14 protein-coding genes and 6 tRNA genes are annotated in these 14,392 nt (G+C 67.4%); 4 read left to right on the forward strand and 16 right to left on the reverse strand.

Annotation, left to right across the window (positions count from 1 at the left end):
• Window positions 1-128 precede the first annotated feature (128 nt).
• From AC1DDH_RS11170 to AC1DDH_RS11200, 7 genes are all read right to left on the reverse strand, one after another.
• Window positions 129-1,487, reverse strand: a complete 1,359-nt coding sequence (locus AC1DDH_RS11170) for an HRDC domain-containing protein (RefSeq protein WP_243179289.1) — start codon at window positions 1,485-1,487, stop codon at window positions 129-131.
• A gap of 61 nt (window positions 1,488-1,548) precedes the next feature.
• Window positions 1,549-2,196: a DUF3000 domain-containing protein gene (locus AC1DDH_RS11175; protein WP_018772438.1), complete on the reverse strand. Its 648-nt coding sequence runs from the start codon at window positions 2,194-2,196 to the stop codon at window positions 1,549-1,551.
• Between the two features lie 72 nt (window positions 2,197-2,268).
• Complete coding sequence (locus tag AC1DDH_RS11180; protein ID WP_028277018.1) at window positions 2,269-3,357, reverse strand: threonine aldolase family protein; 1,089 nt, start codon at window positions 3,355-3,357, stop codon at window positions 2,269-2,271.
• 141 nt (window positions 3,358-3,498) lie between these two features.
• Entirely contained in the window at window positions 3,499-4,287 is a 789-nt protein-coding gene (locus AC1DDH_RS11185; protein WP_476955444.1) for an SDR family oxidoreductase, read from the reverse strand.
• Complete coding sequence (locus AC1DDH_RS11190) at window positions 4,284-5,714, reverse strand: DUF6421 family protein (RefSeq protein ID WP_476955445.1); 1,431 nt, start codon at window positions 5,712-5,714, stop codon at window positions 4,284-4,286. Before AC1DDH_RS11190 ends, AC1DDH_RS11185 begins: the two co-directional genes overlap by 4 nt.
• A 164-nt stretch (window positions 5,715-5,878) precedes the next feature.
• On the reverse strand, window positions 5,879-6,391 hold the full coding sequence (gene msrB / locus AC1DDH_RS11195) for a peptide-methionine (R)-S-oxide reductase MsrB (RefSeq protein ID WP_476870619.1): 513 nt from the start codon (window positions 6,389-6,391) through the stop codon (window positions 5,879-5,881).
• Between the two features lie 14 nt (window positions 6,392-6,405).
• Window positions 6,406-6,894, reverse strand: a complete 489-nt coding sequence (locus tag AC1DDH_RS11200; protein ID WP_230007972.1) for a hypothetical protein — start codon at window positions 6,892-6,894, stop codon at window positions 6,406-6,408.
• 137 nt (window positions 6,895-7,031) lie between these two features.
• On the opposite strand from AC1DDH_RS11200, the gene AC1DDH_RS11205 reads away from it, so the two are divergent.
• The gene (locus tag AC1DDH_RS11205) at window positions 7,032-8,399 is read left to right on the forward strand and encodes an alpha/beta hydrolase family protein (protein ID WP_476870620.1); all 1,368 of its coding nucleotides are present in this window, start codon (window positions 7,032-7,034) and stop codon (window positions 8,397-8,399) included.
• Window positions 8,400-8,474: 75 nt separating this feature from the next.
• Here the strand turns inward: AC1DDH_RS11205 and ybaK are convergent, their stop codons facing one another.
• The 3 genes from ybaK to AC1DDH_RS11220 form a co-directional block, all read right to left on the reverse strand.
• Window positions 8,475-8,972, reverse strand: a complete 498-nt coding sequence (gene ybaK, locus AC1DDH_RS11210) for a Cys-tRNA(Pro) deacylase (protein WP_476851506.1) — start codon at window positions 8,970-8,972, stop codon at window positions 8,475-8,477.
• A 27-nt stretch (window positions 8,973-8,999) separates the two neighbouring features.
• The gene (locus AC1DDH_RS11215; RefSeq protein ID WP_476860252.1) at window positions 9,000-9,473 is read right to left on the reverse strand and encodes a SufE family protein; all 474 of its coding nucleotides are present in this window, start codon (window positions 9,471-9,473) and stop codon (window positions 9,000-9,002) included.
• A gap of 70 nt (window positions 9,474-9,543) precedes the next feature.
• On the reverse strand, window positions 9,544-10,461 hold the full coding sequence (locus tag AC1DDH_RS11220) for a sulfurtransferase (RefSeq protein WP_476860253.1): 918 nt from the start codon (window positions 10,459-10,461) through the stop codon (window positions 9,544-9,546).
• A gap of 226 nt (window positions 10,462-10,687) precedes the next feature.
• On the opposite strand from AC1DDH_RS11220, the gene zapE reads away from it, so the two are divergent.
• On the forward strand, window positions 10,688-11,725 hold the full coding sequence (gene zapE / locus AC1DDH_RS11225; RefSeq protein ID WP_476851509.1) for a cell division protein ZapE: 1,038 nt from the start codon (window positions 10,688-10,690) through the stop codon (window positions 11,723-11,725).
• A gap of 174 nt (window positions 11,726-11,899) precedes the next feature.
• Here zapE and AC1DDH_RS11230 read toward each other — a convergent pair whose 3' ends face one another.
• The 6 genes from AC1DDH_RS11230 to AC1DDH_RS11255 all read right to left on the reverse strand — a co-directional run bounded on the left by AC1DDH_RS11230 (window position 11,900) and on the right by AC1DDH_RS11255 (window position 12,949).
• The gene (locus tag AC1DDH_RS11230; RefSeq protein WP_028277028.1) at window positions 11,900-12,169 is read right to left on the reverse strand and encodes an antitoxin; all 270 of its coding nucleotides are present in this window, start codon (window positions 12,167-12,169) and stop codon (window positions 11,900-11,902) included.
• A gap of 234 nt (window positions 12,170-12,403) precedes the next feature.
• Window positions 12,404-12,478, reverse strand: a tRNA-Val gene (locus AC1DDH_RS11235).
• Between the two features lie 38 nt (window positions 12,479-12,516).
• Window positions 12,517-12,589 (reverse strand) — tRNA-Gly (locus tag AC1DDH_RS11240).
• A 56-nt stretch (window positions 12,590-12,645) separates the two neighbouring features.
• A tRNA-Val gene (locus AC1DDH_RS11245) sits at window positions 12,646-12,720 on the reverse strand.
• 39 nt (window positions 12,721-12,759) lie between these two features.
• Window positions 12,760-12,830, reverse strand: a tRNA-Cys gene (locus AC1DDH_RS11250).
• 46 nt (window positions 12,831-12,876) lie between these two features.
• Window positions 12,877-12,949: transfer RNA gene (locus tag AC1DDH_RS11255), tRNA-Gly, on the reverse strand.
• 380 nt (window positions 12,950-13,329) lie between these two features.
• On the opposite strand from AC1DDH_RS11255, the gene AC1DDH_RS11260 reads away from it, so the two are divergent.
• Both AC1DDH_RS11260 and AC1DDH_RS11265 read left to right on the forward strand, forming a co-directional pair.
• A tRNA-Val gene (locus AC1DDH_RS11260) sits at window positions 13,330-13,401 on the forward strand.
• An 86-nt stretch (window positions 13,402-13,487) separates the two neighbouring features.
• The gene (locus AC1DDH_RS11265) at window positions 13,488-14,333 is read left to right on the forward strand and encodes a cytochrome (protein WP_476851510.1); all 846 of its coding nucleotides are present in this window, start codon (window positions 13,488-13,490) and stop codon (window positions 14,331-14,333) included.
• The last annotated feature ends 59 nt before the right edge of the window (window positions 14,334-14,392 follow it).

The following is a 14,392-nucleotide window of genomic DNA, read 5'->3' on the forward strand; positions in this document are numbered from 1 at the left end:
ATGGTGCCGGAACCGTGCCTGTGGCAGGGGTTGCCACAGGCAGGAGGGTTCCGAGCGACATCATGCATTATGTTACTCGCCAGTAACATAGCTGGCAAGGAGGAGATGAGCGGCCCCGGAAGGAGCCGCTAGACCGTGGAACCCGACGGCGCCTCCGCGGCGGCCTTGGGTTCCTTTGCGGGCAGCGGCTCGGGGTGCAGGAAGGCCTCGGCAATGAGCGGAGCCGTGATTTCGATCTGCCACTGGCGCGCCCCGAGGTTCGCCAGTTCCTCGGCCACGCCTTCCTCGCTGCATTCTGCCGGTGGACGCCAGGCGACCCGCCGAAGATAGTCCGGGGTCAGCAGGTTCTCCACCGGCAGGTTCAGTTCCTCGGCCCTGGCCTGGAGTTTTGGACGGGCGGTGGCGAGCCTGGCGGCCGCCTCCGGGTCCCGGTCCGCCCAGACGCGCGGGGGCGGGGGAGCGTTGGTGGGCAGGTGCAGCGGCGGCAGGTCCTCCAGGGCCCGGGCCACGCCGATGCAGCGCAGCCAGCGGGGGGCTTCCCGCTGTGCGGCGCGGCCGTGGAAGCCCTTGGTGCCCAGGAGCTGGGGAACCGTGGACGGCATCGCTTTGGCCGCGGCGACGAGCGCGGAGTCGGGGATCAGCCGGCCAGGGGCGACGTCACGTTTCTGGGCCAGGGAATCGCGTTCCAGCCACAGCTCCCGGACTGCGGCCAGTTGGCGGCGGTCCCGGATCTGGTGCAGTCCGGACGTCTTGCGCCACGGATCAACGCGCGGCGGGGCCTGTCCGGCTTCGAGGATGGCGGCGAATTCCTGCTCGGCGTATTCCAGCTTCTCGTCCGCCACGAGCAGCTCAATCAGTTCCTCGCGCAGCTCGGTCAGGACTTCGACGTCGAGCGCGGCGTAGCGCAGCCACGGTTCCGGCAGCGGGCGGGTGGACCAGTCGGCGGCGGAGTGTTCCTTCGCCAGGCCGAAGCCCAGGAGCTGTTCGATGACGGCGGCGAGGCCCACCCGGGGCAGCCCGGCCAGGCGGGCGGCGAGCTCGGTGTCGAAGAGTTTGTCCGGCCACATGCCGAGTTCGGACAGGCAGGGCAGGTCCTGGCTGGCGGCGTGCAGGATCCATTCGACGCCGCGCAAGGCGTCATTGATGATGCTGAGGTCCCCGAAAGGTTCGGGATCGATCAGCCAGGTTCCGGAGCCTTCGCGCCGGATCTGGACCAGGAAGGCGCGCTGGCCGTAGCGGAACCCCGAGGCGCGCTCCGCGTCCACGCCCGCAGGGCCGTGGCCGGCGGCGAGGGCCGCGGCGCAGCGTTCGAGTCCGGACTGGGTTTCAATGACCAGCGGCACGCCGTCGCGGGGAATGTCGAGGTCGATCACTTCAGGGACCAGGCTGTCGAAGCCTTCCACGGTGATGTGGGCTGTGGTGTCAGCAGCCTCGGCCGTGGTGCGACTGGCGCCGGCCGTGCTGATTTCCGGATTCTGAGGGGTCATGGTCTCTACAGTTTACCGACAACATGGCGTATAGGGCCGTGACCGCGGCCGAACAGGGGCCTCATGCGTGTCCGCGGGGGCGGCGGGGAAGGGCCGTGACGCCCTCGGGCAGCGGCGGCAGTCCGGCGAAGGTGCAGACCATGTCCGACCACGCCTCCAGGTGCGAGGTGATGTCCGGGGTGGCCGGGGTCCAGGAGGCCCGGAGCTCAATGTCGATTGAATTCGGCCGGTCCGACAACGTTCCAAAGCTCTCCGAGAGCACCCGGGTGGCGGTGCCGCCGGCGGAGCGGTAGGGGGCCTGATGGTTCTCCAGCGCTTCGACCAGCCAGGTCCACGCCACGGACCCCAGGAGTTCGTCGTTGCCCATCTCGGGTTCCAGCTGGGCGCGGATGTAGGTGACGATCCGGAATTCCCCGTCCCATACGGCAGAGCCGTCGGGATCGTGGAGCAGAATGAAGCGGCCAGTGGCCAGCTCGACGTCGTCGCTGCCGGACGCCCGTGCCAGGGCCGCGGCGGCCGGGCCGTGGACCGGTCCGCCGGCGGGGGAGTCGCCCGGGCCGATCACTTCCGCGCCCAGGGCCACCGCGAACGGTGCCAGCCGGGACGGGGCCGGAATTTCGTCCAGGTGCAGCTCGCTGCGGCACCGTGCCTGCCGAAGGGTCCCCAGGGCGAAGAGGAAATCTGCCGGAACCTGATCGAGGGAGCTCACCTTGGAAGGTTATGCAACGGCCGGAGCCCTGCCCGGCAGGCTCGCCGCCGGGCAGGGGAAGCGTTGCACGGCTCAGGCAGCGGCGAGCTCGCGCTTGATGGCCGCAATGAAGGAATCAACGTCATCCTCGGTGGTGTCGAAGGAGCACATCCAGCGGACCTCGCGGGCCGCCTCGTTCCAGTCGTAGAAGCGGAAGGACTTGCGCAGCCGGTCCGCGACACCGGCAGGCAGGACGGCGAAGACGCCGTTGGACTCGGTCTTCTGCGTCAGTTCGACGCCGGGGATCGCCTCGACGCCGGCGCGCAGCCGGGCGGCCATGGCGTTGGCGTGCGAGGCCGAGCGCAGCCACAGCTCACCCTCGAGGAGGGCAATGAACTGGGCGGACATAAACCGCATCTTGGAGGCCAGCTGCATGTTCATCTTGCGCAGGTAGACCAGGCCGTGTGCGGCCTCCGGGTTCAGGGCGACCACAACCTCGCCGAACAGCAGGCCGTTCTTCGTGCCGCCGAAGGAGAGGATGTCCACGCCGGCGTCACGGGTAAAGGCCCGCAGCGGGACCCCCAGGTGGGCGGCGGCGTTGGCCAACCGGGCACCGTCCATGTGCAGCTTCATGCCCTTTGCGTGGACATGCTCAGCGATGGCCCGGACCTCGTCCGGGGTGTAGCAGGTACCGAGCTCGGTGGTCTGGGTGATGGACACGGCCAGCGGCTGGGCGCGGTGCTCATCGCCCCAGCCCCAGGCTTCCTGGTCGATCAGTGCGGGGGTGAGCTTGCCGTCGGTGGTGGGGACCTGCAGCAGCTTGATGCCGCCGATCCGCTCCGGTGCGCCGTTTTCGTCCATGTTGATGTGGGCGGTGGAAGCGCAAATGACCGCACCCCAGCGCGGGAGCAGCGACTGCAGGGACAGGACGTTGGCTCCCGTGCCGTTGAACACCGGGAAGCACTCGATGCCTTCGCCGAAGTGCTCTTCCATCAGCTGCTGCAGGCGCGCGGTGTAATCGTCCTCGCCGTAGGAGACCTGGTGGCCTTCGTTGGCGGCGGCCAGGGCCGCAAGAACTTCCGGGTGCACGCCGGAATAGTTGTCCGAGGCGAAACCGCGGACGGAGGGATCGTGGAGCCGCACCGCAGTGCCGGCAGGGACAGTTTCAACTGTGCTGGTCATCGTTTTGCTCACGCTTTCAGTCTAAGAGGTCGGGCCGCCCGGGCTAAGCCCGGGGCCCTGGATCGGGGCCCAGACCCTGTGCCACAGACGCTGGGGCCCTGGATCAGGGCCCCGGAGTCAGCGCCGCGGAATCAGGGATGTTCAGCGGCTGAGCAGCAGCCGCTGGCCGTTCAGGTCGCCGGCAGGAGCGTTGAAGAGTCCCGCTGCGGCAGCCGCCAGGTCAGCCACGTCCGTGAAGCCCGGGAACTTGCGGTCCGGGGCCTTGGCCCGCATTTGAGCGTCAACAAGGGCTTTCACCACGAAAATGACGGCGGCGCTCCGCAGCGCGGCGCTCTCCTGTCCGGCGTTGTCCTGTTGCGCGCTGTCCTGCCCGGGAGTGCCGGTGCCGGTGGCATTGCCCGCGGCGTGGACCCGGCGGAAGCCGTCAGCGACCGCCAGCGTCCAGGCCTCGGCAGCCGCCTTGGCCGCGGCGTAGCTCGCCCCCGCCGCCGTCGGGGCGCTTACCGCCGTGGAGGACACCATGGCGAAGCGTCCTGCCTCAGAGGCAGCGAGGTCGTCGAAGAAGACGCGCGTAACGTTCCGCAGGGTCGTGACGGCGTTGCGCTCCAGGAAGTCCCAGTCGTCGTCGCTCTGGTCGGTGATGCCTTTCGCGCCGCGCCAGCCGCCCACCAGGTGGATAACGCCGTCGACGCGTCCGGCCAGGCCGGCAATGCTTTCCCGCAGGGCGCGGACGTCGGCCAGGCTGGCGAGGTCGCAGGCGAGCGGCGTGACGCCGTCGCCGGCCTCGGCGGCGGCTGCCTCGATGCGCGCGGCATCCGATCCGACCGTGAAGACCCTGTGGCCGGCGCCGCGCAGGGCGCGGGCCGTCGCGATTCCCGACGGCCCGCTGCCCCCCGTGACCAGCACGTTCAAAGTGCGTCCGGCACTCATCCGGCGTTCAGGGCCTGGGTGCCGCCGGACTCTGATCCCGTGTCAGTGCCGGTATCTGTGCTGATGTCTGACGACCCGGTGATGCCGGCAGTGGATTCGATGACGGGCCGCATCTTCTTCTCCAGCGCCTCGTAGAACATGGAGAGCGGGAACTCGTCGTCGAGGACCTGGTCCGTGAGGCCGCGGGGCGGACCGTCCAGGGGGAGGGCGTCGGGACCCTTGGCCCAGACCGAGGCCGGGTTAGGCGTGACCGTGCCAGAGATGAGCTCGTAGGCGGCGAGCCAGTGGGCCATCTTGGGGCGGTCGATCGAGCGCCAGTACAGTTCCTCGATCTTCGCGCCGAGTTCAACCACGACGTCGGCAGCCTCGTCCCAGTCGATGCTGAGTTTGCTGTCGGTCCAGTGCAGGACGTGGTGCTGGTGCATCCAGGCGAAGAGCAGCTGGCCGCCAAGGCCGTCGTAGTTCCGCACGCGCGTGCCGGTGATGGCGAAGCGGAAGATGCGGTCGAAGATCACGGCGTACTGGACCAGCTTGGCGTGCCGGCGGGCCTCCGGGTCAGCGTCCTCGTCCTTCTCGATCTTCACGGATTCGCGGAAGGCGGTGAGGTCGCAGCGCAGTTCCTCCAGTGAGTAGAGGAAGAACGGCATGCGCTGCTTGATCATGAACGGGTCGAAGGGCAGGTCGCCGCGCATGTGGGTGCGGTCGTGGATCAGGTCCCACATGACAAAGGTTTCCTGCGTCAGCTGCTGGTCCTCCAGGAGCCCGGCGGCGTCCTCGGGCAGCTGCAGGGAGGTGATCTCGGCGGCGGCGCGCAGGACGCGGCGGAAGCGTGCGGCCTCGCGGTCGGCGAAGATCGCGCCCCACGTAAACGTCGGGGTCTCGCGGACCGCGACGGTCTCGGGGAACAGGACTGCGGAGTTGGTGTCGTAGCCCGCGGTGAAGTCGAGGAACCGGATCGGGACGAAGAGCTTGTTGGAGTATTCGCCGGTTTCCAGGCCGCCGATGAATTCCGGCCAGATGACCTCGATCAGCACGGCCTCGACGAGGCGGCTGCTGCTGCCGTTCTGGGTGTACATCGGGAACACGACCAGGTGCTGGAGTCCGTTGACCCGGTGCTGCTGCGGCTGGAACGCCTGCAGGGAATCCAGGAAGTCCGGGACCCCAAAGCCGCCATCGGCCCAGCGGTCAAAGTCGGTGACCAGCAGTTCCAGGTAGTTCGCGTCGTGCGGGAAGGACGGGGCCAGGGCCGCGACCGCCGCGGTGATGGTTGCGACGTGGCCGGCCGCGGCTTCGTGGGCTTCGGCATCCGGCACGGATCCGTCCTGGACCTGGAGGCCGCGCAGGGCGGTGGCGGCAGCCTTGAGCCGCAGCCATTCCTGGTTGCCGGCGGTGATCGGGGCGGGGGCGGTAAGAGCGGTCGTGGTCATCGTCGACGGTCGCCTTTCTGTTTGCTGTGGAGCGTGTCGCTGGATCTAAATCGAGCGTAGCAAGCAAGCAGAGACTCTAATGCAAAATTGCCTCGAGCATAAGAAAGTCTGTGGCAAGTGATTCTGAAAAGCCGTTCCAGCGGAAGGAGAGGCAGGGCTGCGGGCTACTGCCCGGCGTCGTCCGCGGGAACCAGCTTCAGGGAAACCGAGTTGATGCAGAAGCGCTGGTCCGTGGGGGTGCCGTAGCCCTCGCCGTCGAACACGTGCCCCAGGTGGGAATCACAGGTGCTGCAGCGGACTTCCACCCGGTCCATGCCCATGGTGCGGTCATGGATGTAGCGAACGGTGCCCTCGGCGAGCGGCGCCCAGAAGGACGGCCAGCCGCAGTGCGAGTCGAACTTTTCGTTGCTGGTGAAGAGTTCGGTGCCGCAGGCCCTGCATTTGTAGACACCGCGGGTGTGGGTGTCCCAGTATTCGCCGGTGTACGGCCGCTCGGTGCCTGCCTGGCGGAGCACGCGGTACTCCTCGGGCGTCAGTTCCTCGCGCCACTGGGCGTCCGTCTTTTCGACGGGCGTTCCGGTCGGAGTCTGGTCAAGGGCCGTGGCGGCGGGGTCGGCTGTGGGGTCGGTGGCGGGCACTGCCGAGGGCATGGATTTAGGCCTGTTAAAGATACTCATAGCCTCAATAACGCTCAGGAGTCCCCGATAAATCCCGAACCGGCGTACAGATGCAGGACGGGCAGCCCCAGCTTGTCCTGTGCCTTGGTGGCCCAGTCGGTGTGGAACGTGTCGGCCACGGCGTGCGGGCGGGTGATGACCACAGCCTGTCCGGCGCTGAGTTCCTTGACCTTGGCAACCAGGCCGTCAACGGCCTTGCCCTCGACGACTTCGCCCGAGACGCCGCCGCCCAGACCGGCCAGCGCGGCCAGCGAGGCGGCCAGGGTGTCGGCTGCTTCGGCCCGCTCTTCGGCGGGATCCGAGTGTGCCGTCAGTTCACGGAAGGCCTTGGCGATTTCAAGCATGGAAAGGTTTTCCAGGAAATCCACCACCAGGTGTCGCTCGGTGTTGGCCGGCACCAGGATCAGCAGGGGCGCATCACCGCCGGCAATCAGGGTTTCAATATTGACGCGGTCATCCGCACCGAGGGGCTCTTCTGTCAAAATGACGATTGGATCACTCATGACCCCAGCCTAGTCGCGCTCGTGTTGACCTGCATCGTTGTGTCCCGCGGGACCCTGGCGTGTCTGGACCGGCCCGGCCGTGCGCCTGAAATCCCGCCAATGCCGTGGTTGGGCTGCGCTTCAGTAAGAATGGTGCCATGGCATCCTCCCTGCGCCTCCGCCCGGACCTCCGCCAGACCGCTGCCCGCCAGGCCGCTGCCCGGCGGGCCTCTGCCCGCAGAACAGCACTCCCCGTCGCGCCGGCCCCCGGCGGCGTGACGTCCGGCAGCGCCAAGTGGGCGGTGGGGGGCATCATCGGCGGCAGCGCCGCTGCGGGCGTGCTCGCCGCCGGCTCCTCCGCCCTCGCCCTCTACTTCGCCCGCCGCGTCATCACCCCGGCCCGGTTCCGGGCAGAGGACCAGGAAGTGCTGGCCGTCATCCGCGAGGGGCGGGCGCTGCGGGTCATTTTCGCCGCCACCCCGGACGCCACGGTGGACGGGGTGTACGGTTTCTTCTTCGACGGCGGCCGCGGGCATGCGCGGATCGGCCGGATCCTGTCCTACTCCCCGGCCGAACGCACCGTGCTGCGCGAGGTCGAGCACGTCTACAGCGGGGACATGGCCACCGCCCGGCGCGGCTGGTGGAGCGGCGCGGCCTTTCCGGATCCGGCCGCCCTGGGGTTTCCGGTGGAGGACGTGCTGATCGACGTCGACGCCGGGACCGCGCCGGCCTGGCTCGTCCGCGCCGCGCCGGCCGTGGCGGAGGATGTGGCCCCCGACGTGTGGGCGATCATGGTGCACGGGCGCGGGGCCACCCGGCAGGAAGGGCTGCGGGCCGTCCGGACCGCCAGGGAACTGGGCATGTCCAGTCTTCTGATCTCCTACCGCAACGACGGCCTGGCCCCGTCAGCCAGCGACGGGCGGTACGGCCTGGGCTCCACCGAATGGCGCGACGTCGAGGCCGCCATCGGCTACGCCGTACAGCAGGGCGCCCGCGAGGTGGTTTTGTTCGGCTGGTCGATGGGCGGCGCGATATGCCTCCAGACCGCTGACCTTTCCCGGCACCGCCACTTGATCCGGGCCATGGTCCTGGACGCGCCGGTGATCAACTGGGTCAACGTGCTGGCCCACCACGCGGAGCTGAACCGGATTCCGTCGTCCGTGGGCCGCTACGGACAACTCATGCTCAGCCACCGCCTGGGCCGGCGGCTGACCGGGCTGGCCGCGCCCGTCGACCTCAAAGCGATGGACTGGGTCTCGCGGGCCGTGGAGCTGAGGACGCCGACCCTCATTGTGCACAGCGTGGACGACGAGTACGTACCGTACGGGCCCTCAGCGGCGCTGGCCGAGAAAAACCCCGAGATGGTCACCTTCGAGCCCTTCGACAAGGCCCTGCATACCAAGGAATGGAACGTGGACCCGGAGCGCTGGGAGCGGCAGGTCTCGGCCTGGCTCCGGCAGCAGCTGGCGCCCCGCGCCAACCCCGGCGACCAGGAGCCTCCGGCCGGCAATGCCGCATTCAATTGACAGATCATTGACAGATCACGGCAGTGTTGTGCGCGAAAATTGCCGTGACGTGCCGTCTCGACACCTGGGGCCGGGTCAGTCGCGCCGGGTCCCGATCCTGGCGGTGCGGGCAGCCGTGAGCCGAATGAGCTCGGCCGGATCCAGCTCGATGTCCAGGCCGCGCCGTCCACCCGAAACGAGGATGGTCTCCAGCGCCAGTGCGCTCTCATCCACCACCGTGGGGGAGGACTGGCGCTGGCCGAGCGGTGAGATGCCGCCGAGAACATATCCGGTCCGCCGCTGCGCCGCGGCCGGATCGGCCATCTCCGCTTTCTTGCCGCCCAAAGCCGCGGCCATCGCCTTGAGGTCCAGGCTGCCGCTGACCGGCACGACGCCGACGGCGAGCCGGCCGTCGACGTCGACCATCAGGGTCTTGAAGACCCGGTCAGGGTCGACGCCGAGCACTTCCGCCGCTTCCAGGCCATAACTGGCCGCCGCGGGGTCATGGGTGTAGGGGTGGGCCACAAAGGGAACCCCGGCGGCCGCGAGTGCCGCGGTGGCCGGAGTTCCCTGCGACGCGTGCTTGCGGGCCATGTTCTCTGGCTGTCCGGGCGCCGAAGGTCAGGACTGCGCCGACGGCTGGCGGTCTCCGGAGGCGACGACCTTGCGCTTGATCCGGCCCAGCATGGCCGTCATTCCGCGCATGCGCAGCGGAGTGATGGCGCGGGTCAGGCCCAACAGTTCGGGCATGTCGTCGGGGACGGCCAGGATTTCCGCGGCGCTGAGCCCGTCGAGTCCTTCGTGGAGCACTCCGGCGAAGCCGCGGGTGGTCGGGGCCTCCTTGGGTGCCTTGAAGTAGAGCCGGACGCGCTCAGGCGCGTCGCCATCGGCCTGTTCCGTCTCGACGGTGAGGAACAGCGGCGTCTGGCACTCCACTACCTGCTCGAGCAGCTCCGGGTGATCCCGGAGCCGCTCCGGAAGTTCCGGAAGCCCCTGTGAGAACTCAAGGAGCAGCTGCAGCCGCTCTGCTTCGGTCAGGGCCTGGAAATCGTCGACAATTTCCGCCAGTGCGGCGGGGAGGGCTGAAGTATTCATCACTCCCAGCTTACGCAGGCGCGCCGATTGTGTCCCTGTCGGGACCGGTCCCGCTCCACGGTCACCACGGCTAACGGCCGGCCGGAACCGCGCCGCGTTCGGCACCCTTGACGATCGGGACGCGCACGGCGTTGCCCCATTCGGTCCAGGAGCCGTCGTAGTTCCGCACGGTCTCAAAGCCCAACAGGTACTTCAGCGCAAACCAGGTGTGGCTGGACCGCTCGCCGATCCGGCAGTACGCCACGACGTCGTCGCCTTCGTTCAATCCGGCCTCGCCGAGGTAGAGGGCCTCGAGCTCGCCGCGGTTCCGGTATGTGCCGTCGCCGGCCGCCGCGCGGGCCCAGGGGATGGAGGCCGCCGTGGGGATGTGGCCGCCGCGCAGCGCGCCCTCTTCCGGGTAGGCGGGCATGTGGGTGCGCTGGCCGGTATACTCCTCGGTCGAGCGGACGTCGATCAGCGGCTTGCCGAAGTGCCCCAGGACGTCATCCTTGAAGGCGCGGATCGGGGCGTCGTCCCGCTCCACGACGGGGTAGTCGGCGGGGGTGGCGACGGTCGTGACGGTGGAGAGTGCCCGGCCTTCCGCGATCCACTTGTCCCGGCCGCCGTCCAGGAGCCGGACGTCCTCGTGGCCGAAGAGCGTGAACACCCACAGGGCGTACGCGGCCCACCAGTTCGACTTGTCGCCGTAAATAACCACCGTGCTGTCCCGGGAGATGCCCTTGGACGCGGCCAGCGCGGCGAAGGCTTCACCGTCGACGTAGTCGCGGGTCACCTCGTCGTTCAGGTCCGTGTGCCAGTCGATTTTCACGGCTCCCGGAATGTGCCCGGTCTCGTACAGCAGGACGTCTTCGTCGGATTCGACCACCACGAGATTGCCGCCGTCGAGGGCGCCGTCCTCGATCGCCGTGGCCAGCCATTCCGTGGACACCAGGCGGTCAGGGTGGGCGTAAGCGGCGAATTTCTCGTTCTGCTCAACGGGGTAGGTCATTGCGATGGCCTTTCACTTGAACGGTCAGGAGGCCGGGCGCCGAAAGCGTGCGCCGCGCCGGGCCTGTTACAACACTAGTCACGGGCCGGTGGGAATGCTCCACCGGGTTCACACGGGGAAATGTGGTCTTCCTCACGCCGGCCGCGGGTCCACAGCCGCGCACGCGGGCCGGCCAGGCTTTGCCGGTATTCTTGCTGGGGACAAGAGACCAGCAGAACGGACCACCTTGGTACAGATCGAACAGCTCGCCGCCCGCACACCGGCAGTTTCCGTGGATGAACTCCTCAATGGGTTCTATCCGTCGCCGCGGTTCGGTGAGGTGTCGTTTTCCAGCTACCGGCCCGATCCCGCCCAGCCCAGCCAGGCCCAGGCGGTCCATGCCCTGCAGCATTTTGCGGCGGGCGTGGGCGCACGCGACGGCGACGGGCTGTTCAAGCGGCTCTTCGGCAAGAAGGACACTTCGCGGGCCGGGATCTACCTCGACGGCGGATTCGGTGTGGGCAAGACCCACTTGCTGGCATCGCTGTGGCACGCCGCCCCCGGGCCCAAGGCCTTCGGCACGTTCGTCGAATACACCAACCTCGTCGGTGCGCTGTCCTTCCGCAAGACCGTTGAGGCCCTGAGCCACTACAAGCTGGTCTGCATCGATGAATTTGAGCTCGATGATCCGGGCGACACTGTGCTCATGTCCCGGCTCATGCGCGAACTCGCCGACGCCGGCGTGAAGCTTGCCGCCACATCGAACACGCTGCCGGGGTCCCTCGGGGACGGGCGCTTCGCCGCCGTCGACTTTGCCCGCGAAATCCAGGTGCTGGCGGACCAGTTCGACGTCGTGCGGATCGACGGCGAGGACTTCCGCCACCGTGGCCTGCCGGCCGCGCCGTCGCCGCTGCGCAATGATGACCTGACCCACCACATGCATGCCGAGTTCGACGGCAAGACCGTGGCCCGCGATGAGTTCAGCACCTTGATCAACCACCTGGCCGGCGTGCACCCGAGCCGTTACCGCCAGCTGCTGGAGGGGATCGAGGGCGTGGTCTGGAAGAACGTGCACACGATTACCGAGCAGGCCGTTGCGCTGCGCTTCGTGGTGCTGGCTGACCGGCTGTACGACAAGGACGTGCCCATCCTTGCCAGCGGTGTGCCGTTCGACCAGCTCTTCACCGAGGAAATGATGACCGGCGGGTACATGAAGAAGTACTTCCGCGCCGTCTCCAGGCTGACCGCGCTGGCCCGCGAGGGCCAAAACCACGAACCGTCCTAGCCGCCAGCCCCTCCAACTACAACGCCAAATCCAACGCGGGGTCAGTTACGGCCCATCCGGATGCACCGGATGGGCCGTAACTGACCCCGCGTTGCCCGGTTGGAGTCGCCCTTAAATGCCGGAGGTGCCGGCGCCGCCTCTCGGCGGGACCGGCACCTCGCTGACGGATCTGGGTCAGAGGCCTGGCTGGCGGGGTTCCCCGGCTACGGGGGGCTCACCGGCTGCGGGAGTCTGATCGGCGACCGGGGCCGAATTCGGCCGGTCGTTCGCCTTGTCCACGAAGTCGGAAGCGCCACGCTGCACGGCATCGATCGTGCCGGCGTGCTTTCCGCCGGTCTTGGAGTCGACGAAGTCGCCTGCCTTTTCGATGCCGTCCTTGATGGCTTCTTCGTTGCCACCAATAACTTGCTGAGCCTTGCCCTTTAGATCGTCAAGTAAACCCACGGGCACCTCCCTTCGGTCGCGGAGCCAGATCGCTCCTTGCGTTTTCTACCCTAGCGGGAGGTGGCGGGGGTGCCAAGGGTGTCCGCCCAGAGGATAAAAGATGGAAGGCCAGGTGCACAGGGTAGAAGGGCCCGGACTGCACCAATCCGCAGTGCACAAACCCTCAGTGCACAAACCCGCAGTGCACAAACCCGCAGTGCACAAAAAAGAGCAGCTCCGGGGGAGCTGCTCTTGTGGTGGGCGATACTGGGATCGAACCAGTGACCTCTTCCGTGTCAGGGAAGCGCGCTACCGCTGCGCCAATCGCCCGCAACCGGAAGGATCCGGAGTGGAGTTGTAATGAAGAGAGCGGACGACGAGATTCGAACTCGCGACATCCACCTTGGCAAGGTGGTGCTCTACCAGCTGAGCTACGTCCGCATTTTAGTCCATGCCGGCTGGGCCGGTGGTACTGCATCAAGCAAGTTGCCTTGCTCTGGTGGGCGATACTGGGATCGAACCAGTGACCTCTTCCGTGTCAGGGAAGCGCGCTACCGCTGCGCCAATCGCCCCTTGCATCCGATCGAAACCGGAAACCAGGGTTTTCACCGAGGTGGGTACGGGATTCGAACCCGTGTATACGGCTTTGCAGGCCGCTGCCTCGCCTCTCGGCCAACCCACCGTGTAGACAGGATTCCGAAGAACCTTTGCCGTGACAGTGTCCTGCGAGCGGACGACGAGATTCGAACTCGCGACATCCACCTTGGCAAGGTGGTGCTCTACCAGCTGAGCTACGTCCGCATTGTTGGTGTGCATTTCCTTGCCGCATTCGGCATTTCCTCGCGTTCCAACGAGTAAGAACTCTATAGGAGGTTCTGGGAATCTACAAATCGAGACCCATTGGCCCGGGTTCCATGGCCCTACTTCCCCGAGTTCTAGGGGATTTTGCTAATTACAGCGCTGTAATTAGCGTCATTGTTCAGCCGTGGCCCTAAGTGGCGCCGGGACTACTGAGCGGGCCTTCTGAGGGGGACGACTGGAACGGCCGGTGGAGGGCTGGTGGAACTGCCCGTGCACGGGGCCTGTTGCGCGGGAGTATTGGGCCGCATTCCCGCCGCGGCCAGGTTCCCCCGGGCCGATTTCTAAAATCCGCCCGGGTGGGCTAGCATTCAATGTCGTTAGGGCGATTGGCGCAGTGGTAGCGCGCTTCGTTCACACCGAAGAGGTCACTGGTTCGAACCCAGTATCGCCCACTAACGAAATGGTCTGTTCCGCTGACTCAGCGGGGCGGGCCATTTTGCTTTTCATCGTTGTCTGACCCCCGTGAAAGAGTCTTCATATGACCGCTCCACTCCTCGCCCACGCCACGGACCATGGCCGCATGTACGCCCGCTCCACGTCGGCTCAGTTCTCTGTCCCTTCCATCACCACGGTGATCGGCCAGCAGCCACACGGCCTGGACGGCTGGTTCGGGTACATGGGCGCCAACAGTCTGGCCCAGGATCCCGAGCTCCCCGGCATCCTGGGGAGCCCGGCCAAACTGCGGCAGGCGGTCAGCCGGGCCGCCAAGGCGGCGGAGTCGTACCGGGACGATGCCGCCAAACGCGGCGACCGGGTCCACAACTATTGCGAGCAGGTTGCGCTGCGTGCGCTCGGCCGGCCGCACCAGATGAAGGAAACACGGGAGGCGCTGGCCGCCAACGGCGAGGAAGCCTTCGCGGCACGCTTCGACGAATGGTGGGAGCTCTTCCAGGTTGAGCCCATCGCCCCGGAAATTACGGTGTGGAACAAGACGGTCGGCTATGCCGGCACCCTGGACCTCGTCGCACGGATCAACGGCCGGACCTGTCTTATCGACTACAAGACCAAGGGCACCAGCCGGGACGGCACCGTCAAACCGCTTGATGACAAGGTGGTCATGCAGCTCGTGGCGGGCATGAAGGCGGAGGAAAGCCTCGTGGATCCCGTCGCGGGGGAGTGGGAGGCCTGGCAGCACGGCGAGTCCCCGATCCTCCTGGCCGTGGCGGTCGGCGAGACCGAGGTCCGTCCGCAGCGGGCCAACCCCGAGGTCCTGAAGCATCACTGGTGGAAATTCTGTGCGCTGCGCCGCGTGTGGGAGATGTCCGCCGACACGGCAACCGCCGGAGCAGCACTGCTCCCGCTGGCGCCGCCCGTGAAGCGCTGACAAGTAGCGCCGACCGGAAGCACCGACAAGAAGCACCGACCAGACGCGCCGAACAGAAG

Source organism: Arthrobacter sp. 10T425 (assembly GCF_056393985.1).

What these genes read in the sequence shown, in the direction of transcription:
- AC1DDH_RS11170 (WP_243179289.1), bottom strand. Translation starts at nt 1,487, where the DNA reads ATGACCCCTCAGAATCCGGAAATCAGCACGGCCGGCGCCAGTCGCACC.
- AC1DDH_RS11180 (WP_028277018.1), bottom strand. Translation starts at nt 3,357, where the DNA reads ATGACCAGCACAGTTGAAACTGTCCCTGCCGGCACTGCGGTGCGGCTC.
- AC1DDH_RS11185 (WP_476955444.1), bottom strand. Translation starts at nt 4,287, where the DNA reads ATGAGTGCCGGACGCACTTTGAACGTGCTGGTCACGGGGGGCAGCGGG.
- AC1DDH_RS11190 (WP_476955445.1), bottom strand. Translation starts at nt 5,714, where the DNA reads ATGACCACGACCGCTCTTACCGCCCCCGCCCCGATCACCGCCGGCAAC.
- msrB (WP_476870619.1), bottom strand. Translation starts at nt 6,391, where the DNA reads ATGAGTATCTTTAACAGGCCTAAATCCATGCCCTCGGCAGTGCCCGCC.
- AC1DDH_RS11200 (WP_230007972.1), bottom strand. Translation starts at nt 6,894, where the DNA reads ATGAGTGATCCAATCGTCATTTTGACAGAAGAGCCCCTCGGTGCGGAT.
- AC1DDH_RS11205 (WP_476870620.1), top strand. Translation starts at nt 7,032, where the DNA reads ATGGCATCCTCCCTGCGCCTCCGCCCGGACCTCCGCCAGACCGCTGCC.
- ybaK (WP_476851506.1), bottom strand. Translation starts at nt 8,972, where the DNA reads ATGGCCCGCAAGCACGCGTCGCAGGGAACTCCGGCCACCGCGGCACTC.
- AC1DDH_RS11215 (WP_476860252.1), bottom strand. Translation starts at nt 9,473, where the DNA reads ATGAATACTTCAGCCCTCCCCGCCGCACTGGCGGAAATTGTCGACGAT.
- AC1DDH_RS11220 (WP_476860253.1), bottom strand. Translation starts at nt 10,461, where the DNA reads ATGACCTACCCCGTTGAGCAGAACGAGAAATTCGCCGCTTACGCCCAC.
- AC1DDH_RS11265 (WP_476851510.1), top strand. Translation starts at nt 13,488, where the DNA reads ATGACCGCTCCACTCCTCGCCCACGCCACGGACCATGGCCGCATGTAC.